The organism is Streptomyces sp. NBRC 109706, assembly GCF_000974485.1.
In the GTDB taxonomy this organism is placed as follows: domain Bacteria; phylum Actinomycetota; class Actinomycetes; order Streptomycetales; family Streptomycetaceae; genus Streptomyces.
Genome location: NZ_BBOM01000005.1, coordinates 906366 through 927327, shown reverse-complemented (window position 1 = coordinate 927327; position 20962 = coordinate 906366). Strand labels below are relative to the sequence as shown.

The window sequence follows — 20962 nt, the reverse complement described above, 5'->3', positions numbered from 1 at the left end:
TTCCGATGGTTCGGAAGGGGTGCCGGGCCGCCGTCGTGTCGGCACGGGCGTCTCGCCGCCCGGAGGCCACGGTGCCTCCCCGGGCCGGCGTTCGACCGCCGGGGGCCCGGACCGTGGCGTCCGATCAGTAGCCCAGCTCCTCCAGCTCGCGCTGCAGCTCCTCCAGCTCGGCGAGGTCCAGATCCTGGTCCAGGCCGCTCAGGTCGCCCATGTCGCCCAGGTCGGGCAGGTCCTCAAGGCCGGTCAGGTCGCCCAGCGACTGGTAGGTCTCGGTGCTGCCGGACGCCCAGGTGACGTTCAGCTCCGAGCCGTTGAGCGCCAGGGTGGCCTCGCTGTAGTCGCTGGAGCCGTTGTCGCACTCCAGCGCGATGCTGGCGCCGTCGAGCGTGCCGAAGCAGGAGGCCCCCGACATGTCGGCCAGGGTGTTCTCCACAAAGGTGACGGTGCCGGAGGTGAAGGTCAGCACCGGGTCGCTCTCCTCCAGGCCGACGGCCCAGAAGCCCTCCAGCTCCTCGGCGGTCGGCGCCGGACCGGCGGCCGCGTCGTCGCCCGCGTTCGGGTCCTCGGGCGCGGCGTCGCCCTCGGCTTCCTGCTCCTGCTCCTGCCCCTGGTCGCCCTGGCCCAGGCTGCCGCCGCCCTCGCCGTCGTCGTCGTCACTGCAGGCGCTCAGCAGCAGCATGGCCGCGGCCACGGCAGGCACGGCGAGACGTATCGAGCTACGCATCTGTTTCCCCTCAAAGTCGAGCATGTCGAGGGAAGATTAGCCTGTGCCGAGACGGGTAGATGACACTGTTACGTTCCTATTTCATGTGCGGCGCCTGGCCGAGACCTTGGGCACACATTCCCCACCGCATGAGCGGGTTCTCCACAGCGGACGGGCCGTGCCGGTGCGGGCGTTCCCGTCAGAGCGGCGGGCCCACCGTGCCGCTGACCTCGCCCAGGCCGATCCGCCCGCCGTCCGCGCCAGGCGCCCAGGCGGTGATGGTGACGCGGTCCCCGTCCTCAAGGAACGTCCGTGGCCCGTCCGTCAGTCGCAGCGGACGCTCACCGTTCCAGGAGAGTTCGAGCAGCGAGCCGCGCTGCCGCTCCTCGGGCCCGGAGACCGTGCCGGAGGCGAAGAGGTCCCCGGTGCGCAACGTCGCCCCGTTCACCGTCAGATGGGCCAGCTGCTGCGCCGCCGTCCAGTACATGGAGGCGAACGGGGGCTCGGCCACCGGCTCGTCGTTGAGCAGCACGGTCAGCCGCAGATCGAGCCCGCCGGGCGGCTCGTCGGCGTCGTCCAGATAGGGGAGCAGCGGCCGGTCCCGCTGCGGGGGCGCGACCCAGGCCGCGTCCAGCGCGTCGAGCGGGGTGATCCAGGCGGACACCGAGGTGTGGAAGGACTTGCCGAGGAACGGGCCGAGCGGCACGTACTCCCACGCCTGGATGTCCCGGGCGGACCAGTCGTTCACCAGGCACACTCCGAACACATGCTCGCGCAGTGCGGACAGCGGCACCGGGCGTCCGGGCTCGGACGGGGTGCCCACCACAAAGCCGACCTCGGCCTCGATGTCCAGCCGCGCCGAGGGCCCGAACCCGGGCGGCGCGGCCGGGTCGGACGAGGCCGGCCGCCGCTGCCCCAGCGGGCGCCGTACCGTGCCGCCGCTCACCCGGACCGTGCCGGCCCGGCCGTGGTAACCGATCGGCAGATGCTTCCAGTTGGGCGTCAGCGGCGGCTGTCCCGGCCGGAAGATCCGGCCGACATTGCTCGCGTGGTGCTCGCTGGCGTAGAAGTCGACATAGTCGGCGACGGTGAACGGGAGCCGGAGCGTCACCGTCTCCAGCGGACGCAGCAGCGGCTCCACCGTGGCGCGGTGCGCGGGATCGCCCAGCCACTCCCGCAGGGCGGACCTGACGGCCCGCCAGACGGGGCGTCCGGCGGCCAGCAGGGCGTCGAGGGAGGGCGCGGAGAGCGGCCCGGCATGGGGGGAGCCGAGGGCGCGCGCGGCGGCGCCCACATCCAGCACGCGCTCCCCCCACCGCACGCCGATCCGTGGCGCGTCCGGTGCGTCGGTGGGGCTGAAGACCCCATAGGGGAGGTTGTCGATTCCGAACAACGCTTCGGCGGTCGGCATGGAGACATGCTATCGACCACGCCCACGCGCACCAGCGGTACGTCCCCGAAGTGATCGACATGCGACCGGATACGCTGCCAGGGACAACGCATCGGAGATCAGGGGAGAGCGCTCGTGACCGTCGTTGGGCCCTTCGGGGTGAGCGTGCGGGACCCGGCCCTGGACGCCGAGGTCCAGGCGGGGCTTTCCGCCGTCGAAGCGGGGCTGGTCGAGGCGACCAAGAGTGATGTCGACTTTATAACCGAGACGGCGCAGCACCTGGTTCGAGCCGGCGGCAAACGGTTCCGTCCGCTGCTGCTGTTGTTGGCCGCCCAGTTCGGCGACGCTCACGCGCCCGGGGTCGTGCCGGCCGGTGTGGTGGTCGAGTTGACTCATCTGGCGACGCTCTACCACGACGACATCATGGACGAGGCGCAGGTCAGGCGCGGGGTGCCCAGCGCCAACGCCCGGTGGGACAACTCCGTGGCCGTGCTCACCGGCGACTTCCTCTTCGCGCGGGCCTCGACGATAGTGGCCGAGCTGGGCACCGAGGCGGTCCGCGTCCAGTCCGAGGCGTTCGGACGCCTGGTCACCGGGCAGATCCAGGAGACCGCCGGCCCGCGCCCCGGCGAGGACCCGGTGGTCCACCATCTCGATGTGGTCGCCGGGAAGACGGGCTCGCTGATCGCGGTGGCCGGCCGGATGGGCGCGATGATGGCGGGCGCCCCGGCGGAGGCCGTCGAGGTGCTGGCCCGCTACGGCGAGCTGATCGGCATCGCGTTCCAGTTGGCGGACGATGTGCTGGACATCACCAGTGACCGCGCGGAGTCGGGCAAGACGCCCGGCACCGATCTGCGGGAGGGCGTGAGCACGCTGCCCGTGCTGCGGCTGCGCGAGCTGGCCGCCCGCACCGGGGCGCCGGAGGACGTCGGCCTGGTGGAGCTGTTGGCCGGCGATCTCACCGATGACGCACGGCTGGCCGACGCGCTGGCCGGGCTGCGCGCCCACCGCGCGCTGGAGCTGGCCCGGCAGGACGCGCTGTCGTTCGCCGAGCGGGCCAGGGACACCCTCGGGCCGCTGCCCGACGGCGCCGCCAAGGAGGCGCTTGGCGAGCTGTGCGACGCGGTGGCGGACCGTACCAGCTGATGAGCGGAGCGTAGTTCCGCGTGCTCAACACCGGCCGCCCCCGAGCCCGAGGGCGGTCGTCCCCTACGGGTTCCCCACCACCGGCGTGCGCAACCGTCGTCCTTGGGTAGTACGGAAGAGCCGTCCGTGGGCGGATGCCTTCGGGCCGTCGTGCTGTTGCAATGGATACAGCCACAAGGCGAGCGGAGGGGCATCTGATGGCTTTGCACAGGAACATCCGGCGCGCGGGACTTCCCATCGCGGTGACAGCTGGTGTCGCGGCGATTGGGGTGGGCGTGTGGCCGGCCCTGGCCAGCGACGGCAGCCCGGACCTGCCGGAGATGACGGCCGAGGAGCTGGTGGTGCTGGTCGCCGAGTCGGAAACGGCCCAGCTGTCCGGGACGGTTCGGGTGGAGACGGATCTCGGCATACCCGATCTGGGGGGCATGGCCGACGGCGCGATCTCCCGGTTCGCCGGCGTGGACGGCCCGTTGGCCGGTCTGCTCGCGGGGGACAGCACGCTGCGGGTGGCCTTCGACGGCCCCGAGCGGCAGCGGCTGGCGCTGGTCGCGGGATCGGACGAGTTCGCGGTGATCCGCAACGGCGACGAGCTGTGGGCGTACGACAGCGCGAGCAACGTGGTCTACCGGGCGGATCTCGCCGAGGCGGCCGCCCAGGCCGAGGAGCAGGGCGAGCCGGTGCCGGAGGACTGGGCGGAGCTGACCCCGCAGGAGGCGGCCGAGCGGCTGCTCGCCGACGCCGAGGGCACGGCCGACATCACGGTCTCCGGCACGGCCAGGGTCGCGGACCGCGATGTGTACCAGCTGACGGTCCGTCCCTCGGACGAGAACGCCCCGATGTCCTCGGCCCGGGTCTCGGTGGACGCGGAGACGGGGGTGCCGCTGGCCGTGCGCGGCGAGGCGCCGGGCGGTCAGGTGCTCGATGTGGCCTTCACCGACGTCGACTTCACGGCGCCGGCGGGCGGCGCCTTCCAGTTCACGCCGCCGGCGGACGCCGAGGTGGTCGAGCTGGACCCGAACGAGCCGTTCGGCGGTCTGCTGCCCGAGCTGCTTCCTGAGGGCCTGCCCGAGGGGCTGACGCTCGACCCGTCGGCCGATCTCCCGGAGGAGGTTGTCGCCGAGCTGCCGGAGGGGGTGGCCGAGCGGCTGCCGGAGCTGCTGGCGGAGCTTGAGGAGCTGGCCGGCCGGCACGGCTGAGCCGGCGGACGGCTCGGGCCCCCGCGACCGGGGTGGGGTCGCGGGGGCCCGAGCCGTTCTCGGTCCGGTGCCTCAGTCGCAGTGCTGGTGCCCCGGCTTGTCGCCGTGGTGGTGACCCGGCTTCTCCCCGTGGTGCGGGGGCTTGTCGCAGTGGTGCGGTGGCTTGTGGCCGTGGTGGGGCGGCTTGTCACCGTGGTGCGGGGGCTTGTGGCAGCACTTGCAGTGACATTCGCAGCAGGGCGGCGGCTCCGGAGTCGTCACCGTCACCTCGGTGGTGCAGGGGAGTTGGGTGTCGCCGGTGCAGTGGGCGCCTGGGGTGGGGGAGGTGACGCTGTTGCGGAGGGTCTGGTCGCCGGTGTCGGGGTTGTCGATGCGGACGGTGTAGGTGATGGTGGCGGTTTGTCCTGGGGTGAGGGTGCCGGTCCAGTTGAGGGTGCCGTTGGTGAGGGTGGCGGTGCCGGTGTCGGCGGTGGGGGTGCCGACGATGCCGGCGTCGTCGAGTACGTCGGAGAGGTCGTCGGTGAACTCGGCGGGGTCGACGGTGGTTTCGCCGGTGTTGGTGACGGTCACGGTGTAGGTGACCTCGTCACCCGGCTCGGCCTCCGTCACGCTGGCCTGCTTGTCGATGGTCAGGTCCTGCACGCTCCGGACCACCGGCACCGACGCCGAGTACTCGTTGGAGAGGACCTGCTCCCCGGCCGGGTTGTCGCCCTGGGCGGTCGCGGTGTTGGTGAAGACGTCGGTGAGGGTGTCGCCCTCCTCGATCACATGGCTGCCGGTGCACACCATGGACGAGGTCGCGCTGCCCGCCGGGCCCAACGTGGTGCGCGGACAGGACACGTCGGTCACGTCCGGGTCGGTGACCGTCACATCCGTGAGCGGGGTGGTGCCCGTGTTGGTCACCAGGAACTCGTAGGTGACGGTGTCGCCGATCGCGTACGGTTCGGTGGTCCCGCTGGTGACTGTCTTCACCAGGTTGAGATTGTCCAGCTCCTCGACGGACATCGCGCTGACATCGCGGATGAGGTGGGTGTCGAAGAAGCCGCCGGTGGAGGCCGAGAAGCCGAACTTGTAGGTCTCCGGTGCCTCCTCCGTCAGCTGGGTGGTCAGCACCGTCTGCAGACCGTTCCCGTCGTGGAAGTCGATGTCGACCTCGACGGTGGGCAACTCGTCGGGGCTGACCGTGATCTGCACGGTGCGCAGTGCCGGCTCGGGGTCGGTGCCCTGCTCGCGGAGGCTGCCCGGCAGGGTGGAGACGTAACCGGCGGGCGCCGTGGCGTCCGGCGTGATGGTGGACGTGAGATAGCAGTACCCCTCGATGCCCTGGCCGGGCCCGCGCAGCGTCACCGTGTTGGGCACCTGCGCGTCGACGGTCACCGGGGAGCGCTGGTCGTCGGGGCAGCCGTTGCCCCGGTTCTCGAAGTCGTTGACGAAGTTCCCGTAGGCGTCGAGCCCCACGCCCACATAGCCGCCGTCGACGCCCGGTTCGAGGTTGCGCTGCGCGTAGCCGAGCGAGCCGCCGGTGGCGCCCGTGCTGGTCAGGTTGGTCGAGCCGTCGACCAGGAAGAACCCGATGCCGTCGGCGCCGGCGCCGTCGGGGTTGGTGCCGTACTGGTACTGGTCGAAGGTGACCTGGAGCCCCCCGTTGCCGGGCAGCGGGCGGTTGTAGACCACGCCGCCGGTACGGTACGTGCCGCTGTCGGTGAGCTGCAGATAGCCGGGCGTCACGCCGGGAGGCGGCACCGGGGCCGTGGTCTGGTCGGCGCCGTCGCAGGGGCCCAGGGCCGAGGCGTCCGGTGGGGGTTCGGCGCCGGCGCCGGTCAGACAGGCCGTGTCCAGCGGGATGAACCCGGGGTCGTCGACCTGGGAGCCCTCGAAGGTCTCGTTCAGCAGTACCGACCCGTTGCTGGGCGGCGCCATGGGCACGGCCGCCGGGGTCGCGGCGAGCGCGAGCCCCTGGCTCGCGCCGAGCAGCACGGTGAGAGTGGCGCCGGCCACGGTCGCCAGGGACGATCGCGGCCGGGCCGTACGGTGGGGGGGATCTCATGACGTCAAGTTAGAAAGGCCCACCGGTGGTCGCGGCCCATCGAGGGGTGACACGCGCCGAGAGGAGTCGTTCGGCGGAGTCCCCGCCGGCCCGGGGGAGGAGCGCGCGGACCGTCAGCCCCTGTTGACGGTCGCCCCGTCGATGGCCAGATCGGGCATGTCCCATTCCTCCAGGATCTCCGCATAGGTGCCGTCGTCCATCATCGCCTGCACGGCGGCCTGGATCAGATCGCGCAGCTCGGAGGCGCCCTCGGGCACCGCGATGCCCCGGACGGTGATGCCGACATGGTCCGAGGTGGCCCACAGCCCGCTGTCCGGGTTCTCGTTGACAAAGCTCCTGGCCCCCGAGTAGGAGACCAGCATGCCGTCGACCTGGCCCGCCTGGACCAGGGACTCCATCTCCTGGGTGGTGTTGGCGGTCCGCAACTCCACCGGCTCCCGGCAGCCCACCGTCGCGTGCTCGACGATGCTGCGCAGCCGGTCGGACTGCCAGGTGACGACGGACCCGCCGCACATGTCGTCCAGCGAACGGATGCCGGACTGCACGGGGACCAGCAGCGTCATCCCCTCCTGGATGTGGTTGACGAAGTTCACGTTCTCCTCCTGCCGGAAGCTCGGCACATCCTCAAGGCCGCCCATGGCGAACTGCGAGGTGATCCCGGCCATCGCGGCGGTCCGCATGGCCGTCATCAGGTTGCGGCTGTCCGACGAGGGGGCGAAGTCGATCCGCAGGCCCAGCCGTTCACCGATCTCCAGCGCCAGATCGTGCTCCACACCGGCGATATCGGTGTCGGGGTCGACATACATCAGCGCCCCCGCGTAGGTGCCGGCGCGGACGGTGATCTTCCCCTCCTGCCGCAGCTCCTCGGGCAGGCGGTCGAAGAACGGCGCGTCCGGGTCGCCCGGGTAGCCGGTGTCGTCGGTCGGATCCTCACCCGGCTCGCCGTCCGTTCCGTCGTCCGGCTCCTCGGCCGGTCCGGTCTCGGAGCCGGTGGGGTCCCCGCCGGCGGTCGGCGGGCCGTCGTCCCCGCCCCCGAACTGGTTGGCGACCAGAAACGCGCCACCGACCAGCGTCAGCACCACGGCGCCGGCCAGCAGCGGGGTGCGCCAGCGGCGGCTCGGCGGGGGCGGCGGGGGCGGCACGGTCGGCGCGTGCGTCCCGTTCGGTCCGTTGGGGCCGTGTGTCGCGGAGCCGGTCAGCGGGCCGGTGACGGGCGCCGCCGACGCCGGGTACGGCGGCGGGGTGCCCTGGCCCCGGCCGGGGGCCGGCGACGGCGGCGGGGTGTCGGGGGCGTCCCTCGGCCCGTCGAGGGCGAGCAGGCTGGCCGCGTCACGGCCGAGCTGCGCGGTGAGCCGGGGCGGCAGCCAGACGCCGCTGTTGTCGGTGTGGTGGGCGGCCAGCTGGAGGATCTGCGGCAGCGTCGGCCGCTCGCCCGGGTCCTTGAGCAGACAGCGCTCGGCGACCTGGCGCAGATAGCCGGTCAACGGGCCCTCGGGCGCGCCCAGTTCGGGCTCCTCGTGGAGCACGCGGTAGAGCACGGTGTGCAGCGACGGCTGGTCGGGCGCGAACGGCGACACCCCGCTGACCGCGTACGCCACCACGGCGCCCAGCGCGAAGATGTCGGCCGCCGAGGTGATGTGCTCGCCCCTGATCTGCTCGGGCGCCATATAGCCGGGCGAGCCGACCATGGAACCGGTGCGCGTCGCCTGGCTGGCGTCCACCGCACGGGCGATCCCGAAGTCGATCACCTTGGGCCCGTCCAGCGTGATCAGCACATTGGACGGTTTGAGGTCGCGGTGCACCAGACCGTTGCCATGGATATCGGTGAGCGCCTGGGTGAGACCGTGCGTCAACGCCCACACCGACTCCTCGGGCAGCGGGCCGTACTTCCCCACCACCTGGGTGAGCGAGGGCCCGGGAACGTAGCCGGTGGCCACCCAGGGAACGGTCGACTCGGTGTCGCTGTCCAGCACCGGAGCGGTCCACTCGCCGCTGACCCGCTGCGCGGCGGCCACCTCGCTCCGGAACCGGCGGCGGAACTCGGGGTCGGAGGCCAGCTCCGCGTGGACCAGCTTGATCGCCGCCGTCCGGCCCCCGGGCGAGCGGCCGAGATAGACCTCTCCCATGCCGCCGGCTCCCAGCCGACCCAGCAGCCGGTAGGGGCCGACGCTCGTGGGCTGACCCGGGCTGAGGGGCTGCACGTCACGGCCTCCCTTGTCTGTTCGCGTGAACCATCTCCCGTGGCAACGGGCAGAGTTGGGGAGGCATCCTGCCATGGCGCGCACCGGGCCCCCGCCCCCGGCGGGCGGCGTCCGCGCAACCGGGACCGCCGACGCGAGCCCCGCACCCCCCGGACCGACGTCGTCCACGTCTATGTCCACGGCCACGGCCATGTCCACGGCCACGGGAAGGTGTCCCCCCTCGGCTAGGACACTACCGGGCCACGCGCGGTTGCAACCTCCAGGACGACGGCTGCCAGGGGCGGACGGAACGGCGTGGCGGTCGGTCGGTCACAGCAGCCCGGCGGCCAGCCAGGACAGCGGTGCCAACACCGCCCAACAGGCCACCAGGACCCACCGCCGGCGCCCGTCGACCACCGCGTTCCGCACGAACAGCAGGGCGAGGACGAGCAGCGCGCAGAGGGCGGACGCCGCCAGCGCGAGCAGGACCAGCCAGCCCGGCAGGGCGTCGGAGTCCAGGACATGACGGGTCAACGCGGGGAGCAGCAGCGCCGCGCCGATCATCAGCGCGAGGACGGGCCAGCCGTCGCGGCCGTCGCTCGGCGTGCTGTCCGGCCGTCGGACGGCGGGCGGGGCGTCGCCCCAGGGTCGGGAGACGGGCCCGGCCGGCGGCACCTCGGGCGGCGCGGCCGGCCAGGACCGGCTCACCGTCCCCAACCGGGGTGCGGGCTCCGGCTCTTCCTCGGGCCCTGGCTCCGGCTCCGGCTCCGGTTCTGGTTCCGGCTCCGGTTGCGGTCCTGTGGTCGGTGCCTGCCTGGTCGCCGGCGCTCGGCCGGACGGGACGGGCGCGCCCGTCAGATGCAGAAAGGTCAGCAGCAGGCCCCAGCCGGAGACCAGCACCAGGGCGACCACGGCCGGCGTCACATCGCCGATCTCCATCATCCGCGGGTGCAGCCGGTCGTTGGCCAACTGCAGGGCGCCGGCGCCCAGTACGCCCGCCGAGGCCCCGGTGAGCCAGCCGTGGTAGACGGGCGCGCGGGCGCCCCGGCGCGGCAGGCCGATGCCGTGTTCGGCCAGGGTGTAGGCGATCAGGGAGATGATCAGCACCAACAGCGCGCCGGCGCCCCAGTCGGTCCAGTTGTCGGGCTGGGTCTCGTGCAGCGATTCCTCCAGCATGTTCAGTGCGATCGCGAACGGGACCAGACCCCAGAGGAATCCGGTGCTGAACGAGATCATGAACCGCGCTACGGGATAACGCGCCCCACCGCGACCTCCCACCATGGCCTCCCCAGGCGATCACACCCGCGAGCCCCCGAACGGCGGGCCGCCCGCCCAGCATCTCAGATGGCCGGAAACCATCCCTCCGGGCCGAGGCCCACGGGGTCAGGAGGCGCAGAACTCGTTGCCCTCCGGGTCGAGCATGATCCACCAGTGGCCGGCCGGGCCCTGGTTCTCCTCGCGTACCCGGCTGGCGCCCAGGCCCTCCAACCGTGTGACCAGCGCCTCCAGTTGGCCGCGTTCGCCGTGGATGTCGATGTGCAGCCGGTTCTTGACCGTCTTGGGCTCCGGCACCTCCTGGAAGAGCAGCCGTCGGCCCAGGCCGATATCGCTTGCCTCGTCAAAGGGGTCGTCCGGGTGCCGCACGGCGGCGAAGCCCCGGAAGCCGAGCCGTCCCTGGTGCTCGACGACGGCCTCCGGCGGCAACTGGCCGGCCGCGCGCAGCCGTTCCACCAGGCGGCTGTTGTCCTCCCGGCGGTACTCCAGGGCGGCGGCCCAGAAGTCGGCCTGCCGATGGGCGTTCTCACTGTCGATCACAAGTTTCCAGCCAAGTGTCATGTCACTAGTTATAGTGGTTACATGGAGCCTTCGCCAAGCAACGTGACCGGACTGCGCCTGCGTTCCCACTCCGGGGCGTGGTACCGCTTCGATCCCGGCGCGCTCTGCCTGGAGCTGTTGCCCACCGGCGGCCCGGGCGAGTTCGCCCGCTGGGAGACGCTGCACACGCCGCAGGCGTTCGACGACTGGCTGGGCGCCTGCCGTCTGCGCCCCACGCCCGAACTGACGGCGCGCGCGCCGGAGATGGCGGCGGTCCGCCGGCTGCGCGACGCACTCTGGGGCCTGGTGCTGGCCCGGGTGGCGTCCCGGCCGCTGCCCGAGGCCGAGCTGACCACGCTGAACGCGGCGGCCGCCCACCCCCCGCTGAGCCCGGCCCTCGCCCCGGACGGCACCCGCGCGTGGGCCGCCGGCGGCACGGTCGAACAGCTGCTGTCCACCGTGGCCAGGGACGCCGTCGAACTGTTCACCGGCCCGTTCGCCGAGCGGATACGGATGTGTGCGGCGGACAACTGCCAGCTGGTCTATGCCGACACCTCACGCCCCGGCCGCCGCCGCTGGTGCGCCATGGAGCACTGCGGCAATCTCCACAAAACCCGAGCCCTCCGCACCCGCCGCGCCACCCCACCATGACGCCCGGCCTCGGCCCCGGCCGGGCGTGAACGGGTCAGGGGGTGGCGTTGTCCAGGATGGCGGTGAGGTAGGTCTCCAGGCGGGTGGTGAGGAGGGTGGGGGTGAGGTCGGGGCGGCCCGATGTGCGCCAGGGGGTGGCTACCTTTTCGGCGTCGGGGGCGAAGCCCAGCGCGTCCAACAGGCGCCAGTAGCGCCGTGCCTCGGGGGTCGGAGCCAGGCGGCCGCCCGCCGCGCGGTAGTGGTCGGCGAGGCCGAGGCCGACCTCGGGGCCGTGCAGCAGTGCCAGCGCCGTCGCGCAGTGCGCCACATCGAGGTCCGCCGGGCCCAGGGACGTCTCCACCCAGTCCACCAGGCCGGTGATCCGGCCCGCGTCGTCGAAGAGGACATTGCCCGGGTGGAAGTCCCGGTGCAGGAAGCGGCCTTCGAACGGTGGCGGCGGTCGGTCGATGCCCGCGATCGCCGCCCGCCACAGCGCCGGCCGCGCGGTGTCCTCCGGCACCCGCACCCGTTCGGGGCCGGCCCACGCCTGGTAGGGGCGCGGACGTTCGGGGCCTTCGGCGGGCAACTGGTGCACGGTGACCAGCAGTTCGGCGAGCGCCTTCACCCGCCCGGGGAGGCCGTCGTCGTCGGCCAGCCGGATGCCGCCGGGGAGCAGCGTCATCAGCAGCGACGGCGCCGCGCAGTGCGCGCCGTCCGGGTCGACGCCGAGCGGCCTCGGCGCCGGGACCGAGGTGCCGGCGAGCTGCCCCAGCACCCGGTGTTCGCGCCCCAGCAGCCCCGGCGCGTGCCGGCGGAAGAACGGGGTGACAAAGGAGCGCAGCACCACCTCCCGGACGGCGCCCCCGGGCCCGGTCACCGTCAGCCGGCGCATCTCGGACGTCCAACCGCCGCGCAGCGCCGTCACCTCGGTGACCCGTTCGCCCGGCGCCAGCCGCGCCTCGACCCACTCCCTGGTCGTCTCAGCCAGCAGGGCTGGTCGCCTCCTTCGAATCCTTCGAAGAGGTGCCGGTCACGGCGTTGGTGACCACCGTGCGGCGGCGGGTGCCGGCCCGGCGGACCGCGTCCCAGGTGAGCACCGTCAACGCGATCCACACCAGGCCGAAGCCGATCCACCGCTCGGGCGGCATCTCCTCGCCGAAGGCCAGCAGCCCCAGCAGGAACATGGCGATGGGCGCGATGTACTGCATCAGGCCGATGGTGGACAGCGGCAGCCGCACCGCCGCCGCGCCGAAGAAGATCAACGGGAGGGCGGTGACCAGGCCGCTGGCCACCAGCAGCAGGGCGTAGCCGGGGCCCTGGACCGTGAACGAGCCCTCGCCCCGCCCGGCCAGCACCAGCAGAAAGCCGAGCGCCGGCAGGAACTGGAACGCGGTGTCCGCGCTGAACCCCTCAAGGCCGTCCAGACCGGTCCGCTTCTTCACCAGGCCATAGCCGGCGAAGGTCACCGACAGCGTCAGCGACAGCCAGGGCACCTGGCCGTAGGCCACGCTCATCACCACCACCGCGAGCCCGCCGATGCCCACCGCCACCCACTGCGCCCTCCGCAGCCGCTCCTTGAGCAGCAGAACGCCCGTGGCGATGGTGAGGAGCGGGTTGATGAAGTAGCCGAGGGACGCCTCCAGCACCCGGTCCTCGGCGACGCACCAGATGAAGACGGCCCAGTTGCAGGTGATCAACAGGGCGGAGAGCAGCACCAGCCCCAGCCTTCTGGGATCGCGCAGCAGCGGACCTATCCAGGACCAGTTGCGGACCAGCAGCAACAGCAGCAGCGCCGTGGGCATCGACCACACGATGCGGTGCGCGAGCACCTGGAAGGCACCGGTGTCCGCCAACAGATGCCAGTACAGGGGGAGTAGCCCCCACAGACCGAAGGCCGCGAATCCCAGCGCCAATCCCGACCGGCTCGCCGCGCCCGTTCCCGCCACCGCCCACCTCCCGAACTCCGAACAGTTGTCGCACTCGAACAGCGCCCCCCGAAGGTAACGCCGCCGGTCGTGCCTGTCATTCCGGATAAGGCGAGGCGAACGGCGCGCCGGGCAGTGCCGATCCCCCGCCCGGAAGCCGGACGGGGGATCGACGCGCTCTCAACGGCGACGCGACGTCAGCCGGCGACCGTCCAGGTGTCGTTGCCGGCGAGCAGCGCGCCGAGGTCGCCCTTGCCCTGCCGCTCGACGGCGAGGTCGAGCTGCTCGGCCATCTGGTCCTCGTACGCCGGCCGCGGCACGCTGCGGAACACCCCGATCGGGGTGCGGTGCAGCGTCTGCGGGTCGGCGAGGCGGCTGAGCGCGAACGCCGTGGTGGGCGACGCGGCATGCGCGTTGTGGACGAGGATGCCGTCGGTGCCCTCCGTCGCCACGTCGATCACCCGCAGATCGCCGCTCTCCGGATCGCGGACCACGCCCTTCTCGCCGAGACCGTCCTCGGCCGGCAGGCCGAACCGGATCGGCTCGCCGTGTTCGAGACGGATGACCGCCTCCTGGGCCTGCTTCTTGTCCTTCAGCACCTCGAAGGCGCCGTCGTTGAAGATATTGCAGTTCTGGTAGATCTCCACCAGCGCCGAACCATGGTGCTCGGCCGCCGCGCGCAGCACCCCGGTGAGGTGCTTGCGGTCCGAGTCGACCGTGCGGGCCACAAAGGACGCCTCCGCGCCCAGCGCCAGCGAGAGCGGGTTGAACGGGGTCTCCAGCGAGCCCATCGGCGTCGACTTGGTGATCTTGCCGGCCTCCGAGGTCGGCGAGTACTGCCCCTTGGTGAGCCCGTAGATCCGGTTGTTGAAGAGCAGGATCTTGAGGTTCACATTGCGCCGCAGCGCGTGGATCAGATGGTTGCCGCCGATGGAGAGCGCGTCGCCGTCACCCGTGACCACCCAGACCGACAGATCCCGCCGGGACGCCGAGAGACCCGTCGCGATCGCCGGGGCGCGCCCGTGGATCGAGTGCATCCCGTAGGTGTTCATGTAGTACGGGAACCGGGATGAGCAGCCGATGCCGGAGACAAAGACGATGTTCTCCTTGGCGAGGCCCAGCTCCGGCAGGAAGCCCTGGACCGCGGCGAGCACGGCGTAGTCGCCGCAGCCGGGACACCAGCGGACCTCCTGGTCCGACTTGAAGTCCTTGGCGCTCTGCGGCTTGTCGGCCGTGGGGATGAGCGACAGCGAGGTGCGGTGCTGGATAGGTGCCTCAGTGGACATCGTCCAGAGCCTCCTTGAAAGCGGTCGCGAGCTGCTCGGCCTTGAACGGCAGCCCGGTGACCTGCGTCAACGACTGGATATCAACCAGATACCGGGCGCGCAGCAGGGCGGACAGCTGGCCGAGGTTCATCTCCGGCAGCACCACCCGGTCATAGGAGCGCAGCACCTCGCCGAGGTTCGACGGCAGCGGGTTGAGATTGCGCACATGGGTCTGGGCGATCTTTCCGCCGGCCTTGCGGACCCGCCGCACGCCGGCCGTGATCGGACCATAGGTGGAGCCCCAGCCGAGGACCAGCACCCTGGCCTCGCCGCTCGGATCGTCCACCACGACATCCGGCACCTCGACGCCGTCCACCTTCGCCTGCCGGGTGCGCACCATGTGCTCGTGGTTGGCCGGATCGTAGGAGATGTTGCCCGTGCCGTCCTGCTTCTCGATGCCGCCGATGCGGTGTTCGAGACCGGGCGTGCCGGGCACCGCCCACGGGCGGGCCAGCGTGGTCTCGTCCCGCTTGTAGGGCCAGAACGTCTCGCTGCCGTCCGGCAGGGTGTGGTTCGGCCCGGTGGCGAACTGGACGCGCAGATCCGGGAGTTCGGCCGGCTCGGGGACCCGCCAGGGCTCCGAACCGTTGGCCAGGTAGCCGTCCGACAGCAGGAAGACCGGCGTGCGGTAGGCGAGCGCGATCCGGGCCGCCTCGATCGCCGCGCCGAAGCACTCGCCCGGCGTCGCCGGCGCCACGATCGGCACCGGGGCCTCGCCGTTGCGCCCGTACATCGCCTGCAGCAGATCGGCCTGCTCGGTCTTGGTGGGCAGCCCGGTGGACGGGCCACCGCGCTGGATGGCGACGATCAGCAGCGGCAGCTCCAGCGAGACGGCCAGACCGATCGTCTCGGACTTCAGCGCGACGCCGGGCCCGGAGGTGGTGGTCACGCCGAGCGAGCCGCCGAACGAGGCGCCCAGCGCGGCGCCGATCGCCGCGATCTCGTCCTCCGCCTGGAAGCTGCGCACCCCGAAGTTCTTGTGCTTCGACAGCTCGTGCAGCACATCGGAGGCCGGGGTGATCGGGTAGGAGCCGAGGAAGAGCGGCAGATCGGCCTGCTGGCCGGCGGCGACCAGACCGTAGGCGAGCGCCAGATTGCCCGAGATGTTGCGGTACGTCCCGGCGGGGAACGCCGAGACGGCCGGCGCGACCTCGTAGGAGACCGCGAAGTCCTCGGTGGTCTCGCCGAAGTTCCAACCGGCGCGGAACGCCGTGATGTTGGCCTCGGCGATATCGGGACGCCTGGCGAACTTCGCCCGCAGAAACGCCTCGGTGTTCTCCGTGGGGCGGTGGTACATCCAGGACAGCAGCCCCAGCGCGAACATGTTCTTGGAGCGCCCGGCCTCCTTGCGGGTCAGCTCGTACGCCTTGAGCGCCTCCACCGTGAGCGTGGTCAGCGGCACCCGGTGCACGCTGTACGCGTCCAGCGAGTCGTCCTCCAGCGGGTTGCCCGCGTAGCCGACCTTGGTCAGCGCCCGCGAGGTGAACTCGTCGGTGTTGACGATGATCTCGGCGCCGCGCGGCAGATCCGACAGGTTCGCCTTGAGCGCCGCCGGGTTCATCGCCACCAGCACATCGGGCGCGTCACCCGGCGTGAGGATGTCATGGTCGGCGAAGTGCACCTGGAACGAGGAGACACCCGGCAGGGTGCCGGCCGGGGCGCGGATCTCCGCCGGGAAGTTGGGCAGCGTGGAGAGATCGTTCCCCAGCGAGGCCGTCTCCGACGTGAAACGGTCCCCCGTCAACTGCATACCGTCGCCGGAATCCCCCGCGAACCGGATGATGACCCGATCCAGACGCCGCACGTCCTTGTCGTCCCGGCTCGCCTGGTTGGCCTCGATGGTCACTGCTGTAGCCCTCCTTACGAGGCGGCTCTTGTCGGCCATGGTACGGCGGGTAAGGGTTGCCTTCCCGAGGGCGTCTCACAGCGCGGACGTACTCTCACCCCGTGTGAACGGACGAGCGGTGACCCCCACCACCCCGCAAACCCCCCGCCATGCCGCGGAACGCCGCAACTCCCGGCCGAGTGCCGGTCGTTCACCTCTCCCACCAGCCTGTCAGAGGGCTAGGAATTGAGATACGTGAGAACCGCCAGAACCCGCCGGTGATCTGTGTCACTCTGCGCCAAACCGAGCTTCATGAAGATGTTGCTCACATGCTTCTCCACCGCGCCATGGCTCACCACCAGCTGCTGCGCCACCGCGGAGTTCGTCCGGCCCTCCGCCATCAGCCCCAGCACCTCGCGTTCGCGCGGCGTCAGCCCGCCCAGCACATCCTGTTTGCGGCTGCGGCCCAGCAGCTGGGCGACCACCTCGGGATCCAGCGCCGTGCCGCCCTCGGCGACCCTGGCCACCGCGGCGACAAACTCGCTGACGTCCGCCACCCGGTCCTTCAACAGATAGCCCACGCCCCGGCTCGATCCGGCGATCAGCTCCGTGGCGTACTGCTCCTCCACATACTGCGAGAGCACCAGCACCCCGAGATCGGGGAAGCGCTGCCGCAGCCGCACCGCCGCCCGCACCCCCTCGTCGGTGTGCGTCGGCGGCATCCGCACGTCCGCCACCACCACATCCGGCACCTGCCCGGCCTCGGCCAGCTCGTCGATCGCGGCGATCAACGCCTCCGCGTCGCCGACCCCGGCCACCACCTCGTGGCCCCGGTCGTTGAGCAGCCGGGTCAACCCGTCCCGCAACAGCACCGAGTCCTCGGCGATGACTACCCGCACCCGTCCACTCCCCGCTTCTCATGAACCGTCCCCCAGCATCTCACCTCGTCTCACCTCGGCCGACGGCCGCTCTGGGAGCCGTCCGGTTCCCGCCAGGGGAGTTCGGCGGTGATGGTGGTGGGTCCGCCGGTGGGGGAGTGGATGGCGAGGAGGCCGTCGACGGCGGTGAGTCGTTCGGTGAGTCCGGCGAGGCCTGTGCCGTGGGTGGTGGTGGCGCCGCCTCGGCCGTTGTCGGTGATCTGGATCATGAGGCGGTCGGTGGTGCGCCAGATTTCGATGGTGGCGTGGTCGGCGTGGCTGTGTTTGCTGATGTTCTGGAGGAGTTCGCTGGTGGTGAAGTAGGCGATGCCTTCGATGGCGGGTGCGGGGCGTTGGTCGAGGTCGACGTCGACGGTGACGGGGACGGTGCAGCGGGCGGCGACGGAGGAGAGGGCGGGGCCGAGTCCTCGGTCGGTGAGGACGGCGGGGTGGATGCCTCGGGCGAGGTCGCGGAGTTCCTGGAGGGCGAGTTTGACCTCGCCGTGGGCTTCGTCGACCATGCGGGCGGCGGTTTCGGGGTCTTCGGTGAGTTTCTCCTTGGCCAGGCCGAGGTCCATGGCGAGGGCGACGAGTCGGGCCTGTGCCCCGTCGTGGAGGTCCCGTTCGATCCGCCGCAGATCCGCCGCCGAGGTGTCCACCACCACCGAACGGTCCACCTCCAGCTGCGTCACCCTGGTCGCCGCCGCCGAGGGCCCCAGCAGCGTCCGGACCGCCGCGCGGTCCACCACGGCCATGCCCCGGATCAGCAGCGAACCGGTGATCAGCAGCAGCAGCCCGACGACCGAGACCATCGCCAGCTCGAACGGGTTGTCCCAGATCCAGCCGTTGCCCTCCCCGTCGGTGTTGATGCCGACCTCCTCGTCGGGCAGCGCCCAGTGCCAGATCGGGAACGTCAGCGCGGCGTAGCCGCCGGCCCAGGTGATCACCGCCGCCGTGAAGGTCGCGATCGCCCACGGCAGATGCAGCAGCGCGTACGCCGTCGACCGCCAGGACACATCGCTGCGCAGCACCGCGCCGATCCAGGCCAGCAGCCCGGTCTTCCCGTTCCGCAGCCGCACCGGCTCCGGATCGGCCACCTCGAGATCCAGCAGCAGCCTGGCCCGGTACCGCTCCACCCAGCCGAGGGTGCGCAACAGCATCAGCACCAACGCCAGCAGCGGCAGCCCGACAAAGGTGATCAACAACCCACCGCTGACCGCGAGTCCGGTCACGGCGGTGACAAAACCGATGATCGCCATGGGGAGGTTCAACAGGGCGTGCAGCCCCTCTCGCCAGGTCCTTGCCGTAAACGGCAGCCGTAGGACGGTCATCACACCGCCCTCCCTTCGTGCTTGTGCTGGTGTCGTTCCCGCCAGGGGAGTTCGGCGGTGATGGTGGTGGGTCCGCCGGTGGGGGAGTGGATGGCGAGGAGGCCGTCGACGGCGGTGAGTCGTTCGGTGAGTCCGGCGAGGCCTGTGCCGTGGGTGGTGGTGGCGCCGCCTCGGCCGTTGTCGGTGATCTGGATCATGAGGCGGTCGGTGGTGCGCCAGATTTCGATGGTGGCGTGGTCGGCGTGGCTGTGTTTGCTGATGTTCTGGAGGAGTTCGCTGGTGGTGAAGTAGGCGATGCCTTCGATGGCGGGTGCGGGGCGTTGGTCGAGGTCGACGTCGACGGTGACGGGGACGGTGCAGCGGGCGGCGACGGAGGAGAGGGCGGGGCCGAGTCCTCGGTCGGTGAGGACGGCGGGGTGGATGCCTCGGGCGAGGTCGCGGAGTTCCTGGAGGGCGAGTTTGACCTCGCCGTGGGCTTCGTCGACCATGCGGGCGGCGGTTTCGGGGTCTTCGGTGAGTTTCTCCTTGGCCAGGCCGAGGTCCATGGCGAGGGCGACGAGTCGGGCCTGTGCCCCGTCGTGGAGGTCCCGTTCGATCCGCCGCAGATCCGCCGCCGAGGTGTCCACCACCACCGAACGGTCCACCTCCAACTCGGCGATCCGCCGCTCCAGGCCGTCCGAAGGCGACAGCAGCGTGCGCACCAGCCCCCGGTCCACCTGGCTGAAACCGCGCGCCAGCCACGGCAGCGCCGGCCACGCGACGAAGAACGCGGCCAGCGTCAGCGCGAACGTCAGCAACGCCCACGGCAGCCGCACCACCACGAAGAGCGCCGACCGCCAGCCCACCGGATCCTTCAACGCCGACCACAGCCAGGCGAAGAACCCCGCGCCCCGCTGCGCCCGCAACGGACTCGGCTCCTCCACCACGACCCGCAGCAGCGCCCGCGCCCTGACCCGCTCCCACCTGCCGAACCAGCGGCTCCCCACCAGGCCGAGCGCCAGCACCGGCAGACCGATCACGGTCACGGAGAGCAGCACACCCACAGAGAGCCAGATCAGGACATAGCAGAAGGCGATCAGATCCAGCGGCCAGCTGGACAGCAGATAGGCACACTCCCGCCAGGTCGCCGCGCTGAGCGGCGGCCGAGGTGGCGGCAGCGCCGCGTCGTCCGCACCTTCGTCCGCACCTGCGGCGGAACCGGGGCCATGGCCGGAACTGATCATGTGGTCAAGACTGCCGCGTCCGTCGCACCGGCACCATGGGGTGGGTCGGTGAACGACGGTAGGGCTATCCCCACCCCCCGGCCTGGTCACAACCGCGTCCCGACCCCCTAGACTCCCGTGCTGTCAGCCCTCCCTGACTCCGCCGGAGGCCACAACGTGCCCGACTACTTCCACGGCTACACCGTCGTCGGTCTGGTCGCGGTGGTCGGCGTGCTCTTCGTCGCCGTGGCCTTCATCGCCGGCCACCTGCTCAGACCCACCGTGCCGACGCCGGAGAAGCTGCTGGTCTACGAGTGCGGCGTCGACCCCGTCGGCGAGGGCTGGGCCCACACCCAGGTGCGGTACTACATCTACGCGTTCCTGTATGTGATCTTCGCCGTCGACTCCGTCTTCCTCTTCCCCTGGGCCACGGTGTTCGCCGCCGACGGCTTCGGCGCGGCCACCCTGGTGGAGATGTTCGTCTTCCTCGGCTTCCTGACCGTCGGACTCCTCTACGCCTGGAAGAAGGACGTGTTGACATGGACCTGAGACCGGCGGGCAGCGCGTTGGGGCCACTGGCCCGGCTGGCGCCCGAACCGATGAAGGTCGTCCTCAACTGGGGCCGCCGCTACAGCCTCTGGGTCTTCAACTTCGGCCTGGCCTGCTGCGCCATCGAGTTCATCGCCGCGTCGATGTCCCGCCACGACTTCATCCGACTCGGCGTCATCCCTTTCGCGCCCGGCCCGCGCCAGGCCGACCTGATGGTCGTCTCCGGCACCGTCACCGACAAGATGGCGCCGGCCATCAAACGGCTCTACGAGCAGATGCCGGAACCGAAGTACGTCATCTCCTTCGGCGCCTGCTCCAACTGCGGCGGGCCGTACTGGGACTCCTACGCCGTCACCAAGGGCGTCGACCAGATCATCCCCGTCGACGTCTATGTGCCCGGCTGCCCACCGCGCCCGGAGGCGCTGCTGCAGGGCATCCTCAAGCTCCAGGAGAAGATCGCGGAGGAGTCGACGGCAGAACGGTACGCCTCGCCGACGCCTTTGCCTGCGGCGCCAGCCGTGGAGGGTGCGCGTTCGCCTTCGCCTTCGCCTTCGCCTTCGCCTTCGCCTGCGGCGCTCAGCAGCGGACTGGTCAGGCGGGACGCGCGGTGACGGCGGCGGTGGCGCGTTCGGTGCCTGCGGCGCGTTCGGTGCCTGAGGGGGTGTTCGAGGACGCGGCGCCGGCTGGGGGCCGGTGGGCGGAACTGGCGAGTGCGGAACTTGCTTCTGGTGTGGCGGCGGCTGGGGGCCGGTGGGTGGTGGTTGTGCCTGCGGCGGGGTGT

General features: G+C 71.4%; 18 protein-coding genes. 5 read left to right on the top strand and 13 right to left on the bottom strand.

Features of this window, described 5'->3' with window-relative positions:
• Positions 1–124: 124 nt before the first annotated feature.
• The gene (locus AOM46_RS09005; RefSeq protein ID WP_158920313.1) at positions 125–724 is read right to left on the bottom strand and encodes a hypothetical protein; all 600 of its coding nucleotides are present in this window, start codon (positions 722–724) and stop codon (positions 125–127) included.
• 178 nt (positions 725–902) lie between these two features.
• Positions 903–2114: a fumarylacetoacetase gene (gene fahA / locus AOM46_RS09000; protein ID WP_062207812.1), complete on the bottom strand. Its 1212-nt coding sequence runs from the start codon at positions 2112–2114 to the stop codon at positions 903–905.
• Between the two features lie 114 nt (positions 2115–2228).
• Between fahA and AOM46_RS08995 the strand changes: the two genes are divergently transcribed.
• Both AOM46_RS08995 and AOM46_RS08990 read left to right on the top strand, forming a co-directional pair.
• Entirely contained in the window at positions 2229–3239 is a 1011-nt protein-coding gene (locus AOM46_RS08995; RefSeq protein WP_062207809.1) for a polyprenyl synthetase family protein, read from the top strand.
• A 197-nt stretch (positions 3240–3436) separates the two neighbouring features.
• Positions 3437–4435, top strand: coding sequence for a hypothetical protein (locus tag AOM46_RS08990; RefSeq protein WP_158920311.1), 999 nt, complete (start codon positions 3437–3439; stop codon positions 4433–4435).
• 72 nt (positions 4436–4507) lie between these two features.
• On the opposite strand, the gene AOM46_RS08985 is transcribed toward AOM46_RS08990, so the two are convergent.
• From AOM46_RS08985 to AOM46_RS08970, 4 genes are all read right to left on the bottom strand, one after another.
• Entirely contained in the window at positions 4508–6433 is a 1926-nt protein-coding gene (locus AOM46_RS08985) for a DUF11 domain-containing protein (protein ID WP_062207803.1), read from the bottom strand.
• Positions 6434–6595: 162 nt separating this feature from the next.
• Positions 6596–8683, bottom strand: coding sequence for a serine/threonine-protein kinase (locus AOM46_RS08980; protein ID WP_062207799.1), 2088 nt, complete (start codon positions 8681–8683; stop codon positions 6596–6598).
• A gap of 309 nt (positions 8684–8992) precedes the next feature.
• Positions 8993–9898: a hypothetical protein gene (locus AOM46_RS08975; protein ID WP_062207796.1), complete on the bottom strand. Its 906-nt coding sequence runs from the start codon at positions 9896–9898 to the stop codon at positions 8993–8995.
• 147 nt (positions 9899–10045) lie between these two features.
• A complete protein-coding gene (locus tag AOM46_RS08970; protein ID WP_062207793.1) occupies positions 10046–10498 on the bottom strand; it encodes a VOC family protein in 453 nt (150 codons plus the stop codon).
• A 21-nt stretch (positions 10499–10519) separates the two neighbouring features.
• On the opposite strand from AOM46_RS08970, the gene AOM46_RS08965 reads away from it, so the two are divergent.
• Positions 10520–11128, top strand: coding sequence for an ABATE domain-containing protein (locus AOM46_RS08965; RefSeq protein ID WP_062207790.1), 609 nt, complete (start codon positions 10520–10522; stop codon positions 11126–11128).
• Positions 11129–11162: 34 nt separating this feature from the next.
• Here the strand turns inward: AOM46_RS08965 and AOM46_RS08960 are convergent, their stop codons facing one another.
• The 7 genes from AOM46_RS08960 to AOM46_RS08930 all read right to left on the bottom strand — a co-directional run bounded on the left by AOM46_RS08960 (position 11163) and on the right by AOM46_RS08930 (position 19653).
• Entirely contained in the window at positions 11163–12032 is an 870-nt protein-coding gene (locus tag AOM46_RS08960) for a phosphotransferase family protein (RefSeq protein ID WP_234313685.1), read from the bottom strand.
• Positions 12033–12087: 55 nt separating this feature from the next.
• A complete protein-coding gene (rarD, locus tag AOM46_RS08955) occupies positions 12088–13053 on the bottom strand; it encodes an EamA family transporter RarD (RefSeq protein WP_062207784.1) in 966 nt (321 codons plus the stop codon).
• Between the two features lie 176 nt (positions 13054–13229).
• Positions 13230–14318 carry a 2-oxoacid:ferredoxin oxidoreductase subunit beta gene (locus AOM46_RS08950; RefSeq protein WP_062207781.1) on the bottom strand — a complete coding sequence of 363 codons (1089 nt, stop codon included), beginning with the start codon at positions 14316–14318 and terminating at the stop codon, positions 13230–13232.
• Positions 14308–16203 carry a 2-oxoacid:acceptor oxidoreductase subunit alpha gene (locus AOM46_RS08945; RefSeq protein ID WP_062207778.1) on the bottom strand — a complete coding sequence of 632 codons (1896 nt, stop codon included), beginning with the start codon at positions 16201–16203 and terminating at the stop codon, positions 14308–14310. Before AOM46_RS08945 ends, AOM46_RS08950 begins: the two co-directional genes overlap by 11 nt.
• Before the next feature lie 218 nt (positions 16204–16421).
• Positions 16422–17081, bottom strand: coding sequence for a response regulator transcription factor (locus tag AOM46_RS08940; RefSeq protein ID WP_062207775.1), 660 nt, complete (start codon positions 17079–17081; stop codon positions 16422–16424).
• A 50-nt stretch (positions 17082–17131) separates the two neighbouring features.
• Positions 17132–18430 (bottom strand): sensor histidine kinase, encoded by a 1299-nt coding sequence (locus AOM46_RS08935; protein WP_062207771.1) that lies wholly within the window; start codon positions 18428–18430, stop codon positions 17132–17134.
• Positions 18430–19653, bottom strand: a complete 1224-nt coding sequence (locus AOM46_RS08930) for a sensor domain-containing protein (RefSeq protein ID WP_078856620.1) — start codon at positions 19651–19653, stop codon at positions 18430–18432. Before AOM46_RS08930 ends, AOM46_RS08935 begins: the two co-directional genes overlap by 1 nt.
• 156 nt (positions 19654–19809) lie before the next feature.
• Between AOM46_RS08930 and AOM46_RS08925 the strand changes: the two genes are divergently transcribed.
• Together AOM46_RS08925 and AOM46_RS08920 are read left to right on the top strand one after the other, a co-directional pair.
• Positions 19810–20181, top strand: coding sequence for an NADH-quinone oxidoreductase subunit A (locus tag AOM46_RS08925; protein WP_062207768.1), 372 nt, complete (start codon positions 19810–19812; stop codon positions 20179–20181).
• On the top strand, positions 20172–20792 hold the full coding sequence (locus AOM46_RS08920) for an NADH-quinone oxidoreductase subunit B (RefSeq protein ID WP_062207765.1): 621 nt from the start codon (positions 20172–20174) through the stop codon (positions 20790–20792). The genes AOM46_RS08925 and AOM46_RS08920 overlap by 10 nt, the downstream gene beginning before the upstream one ends.
• Positions 20793–20962 lie beyond the last annotated feature (170 nt).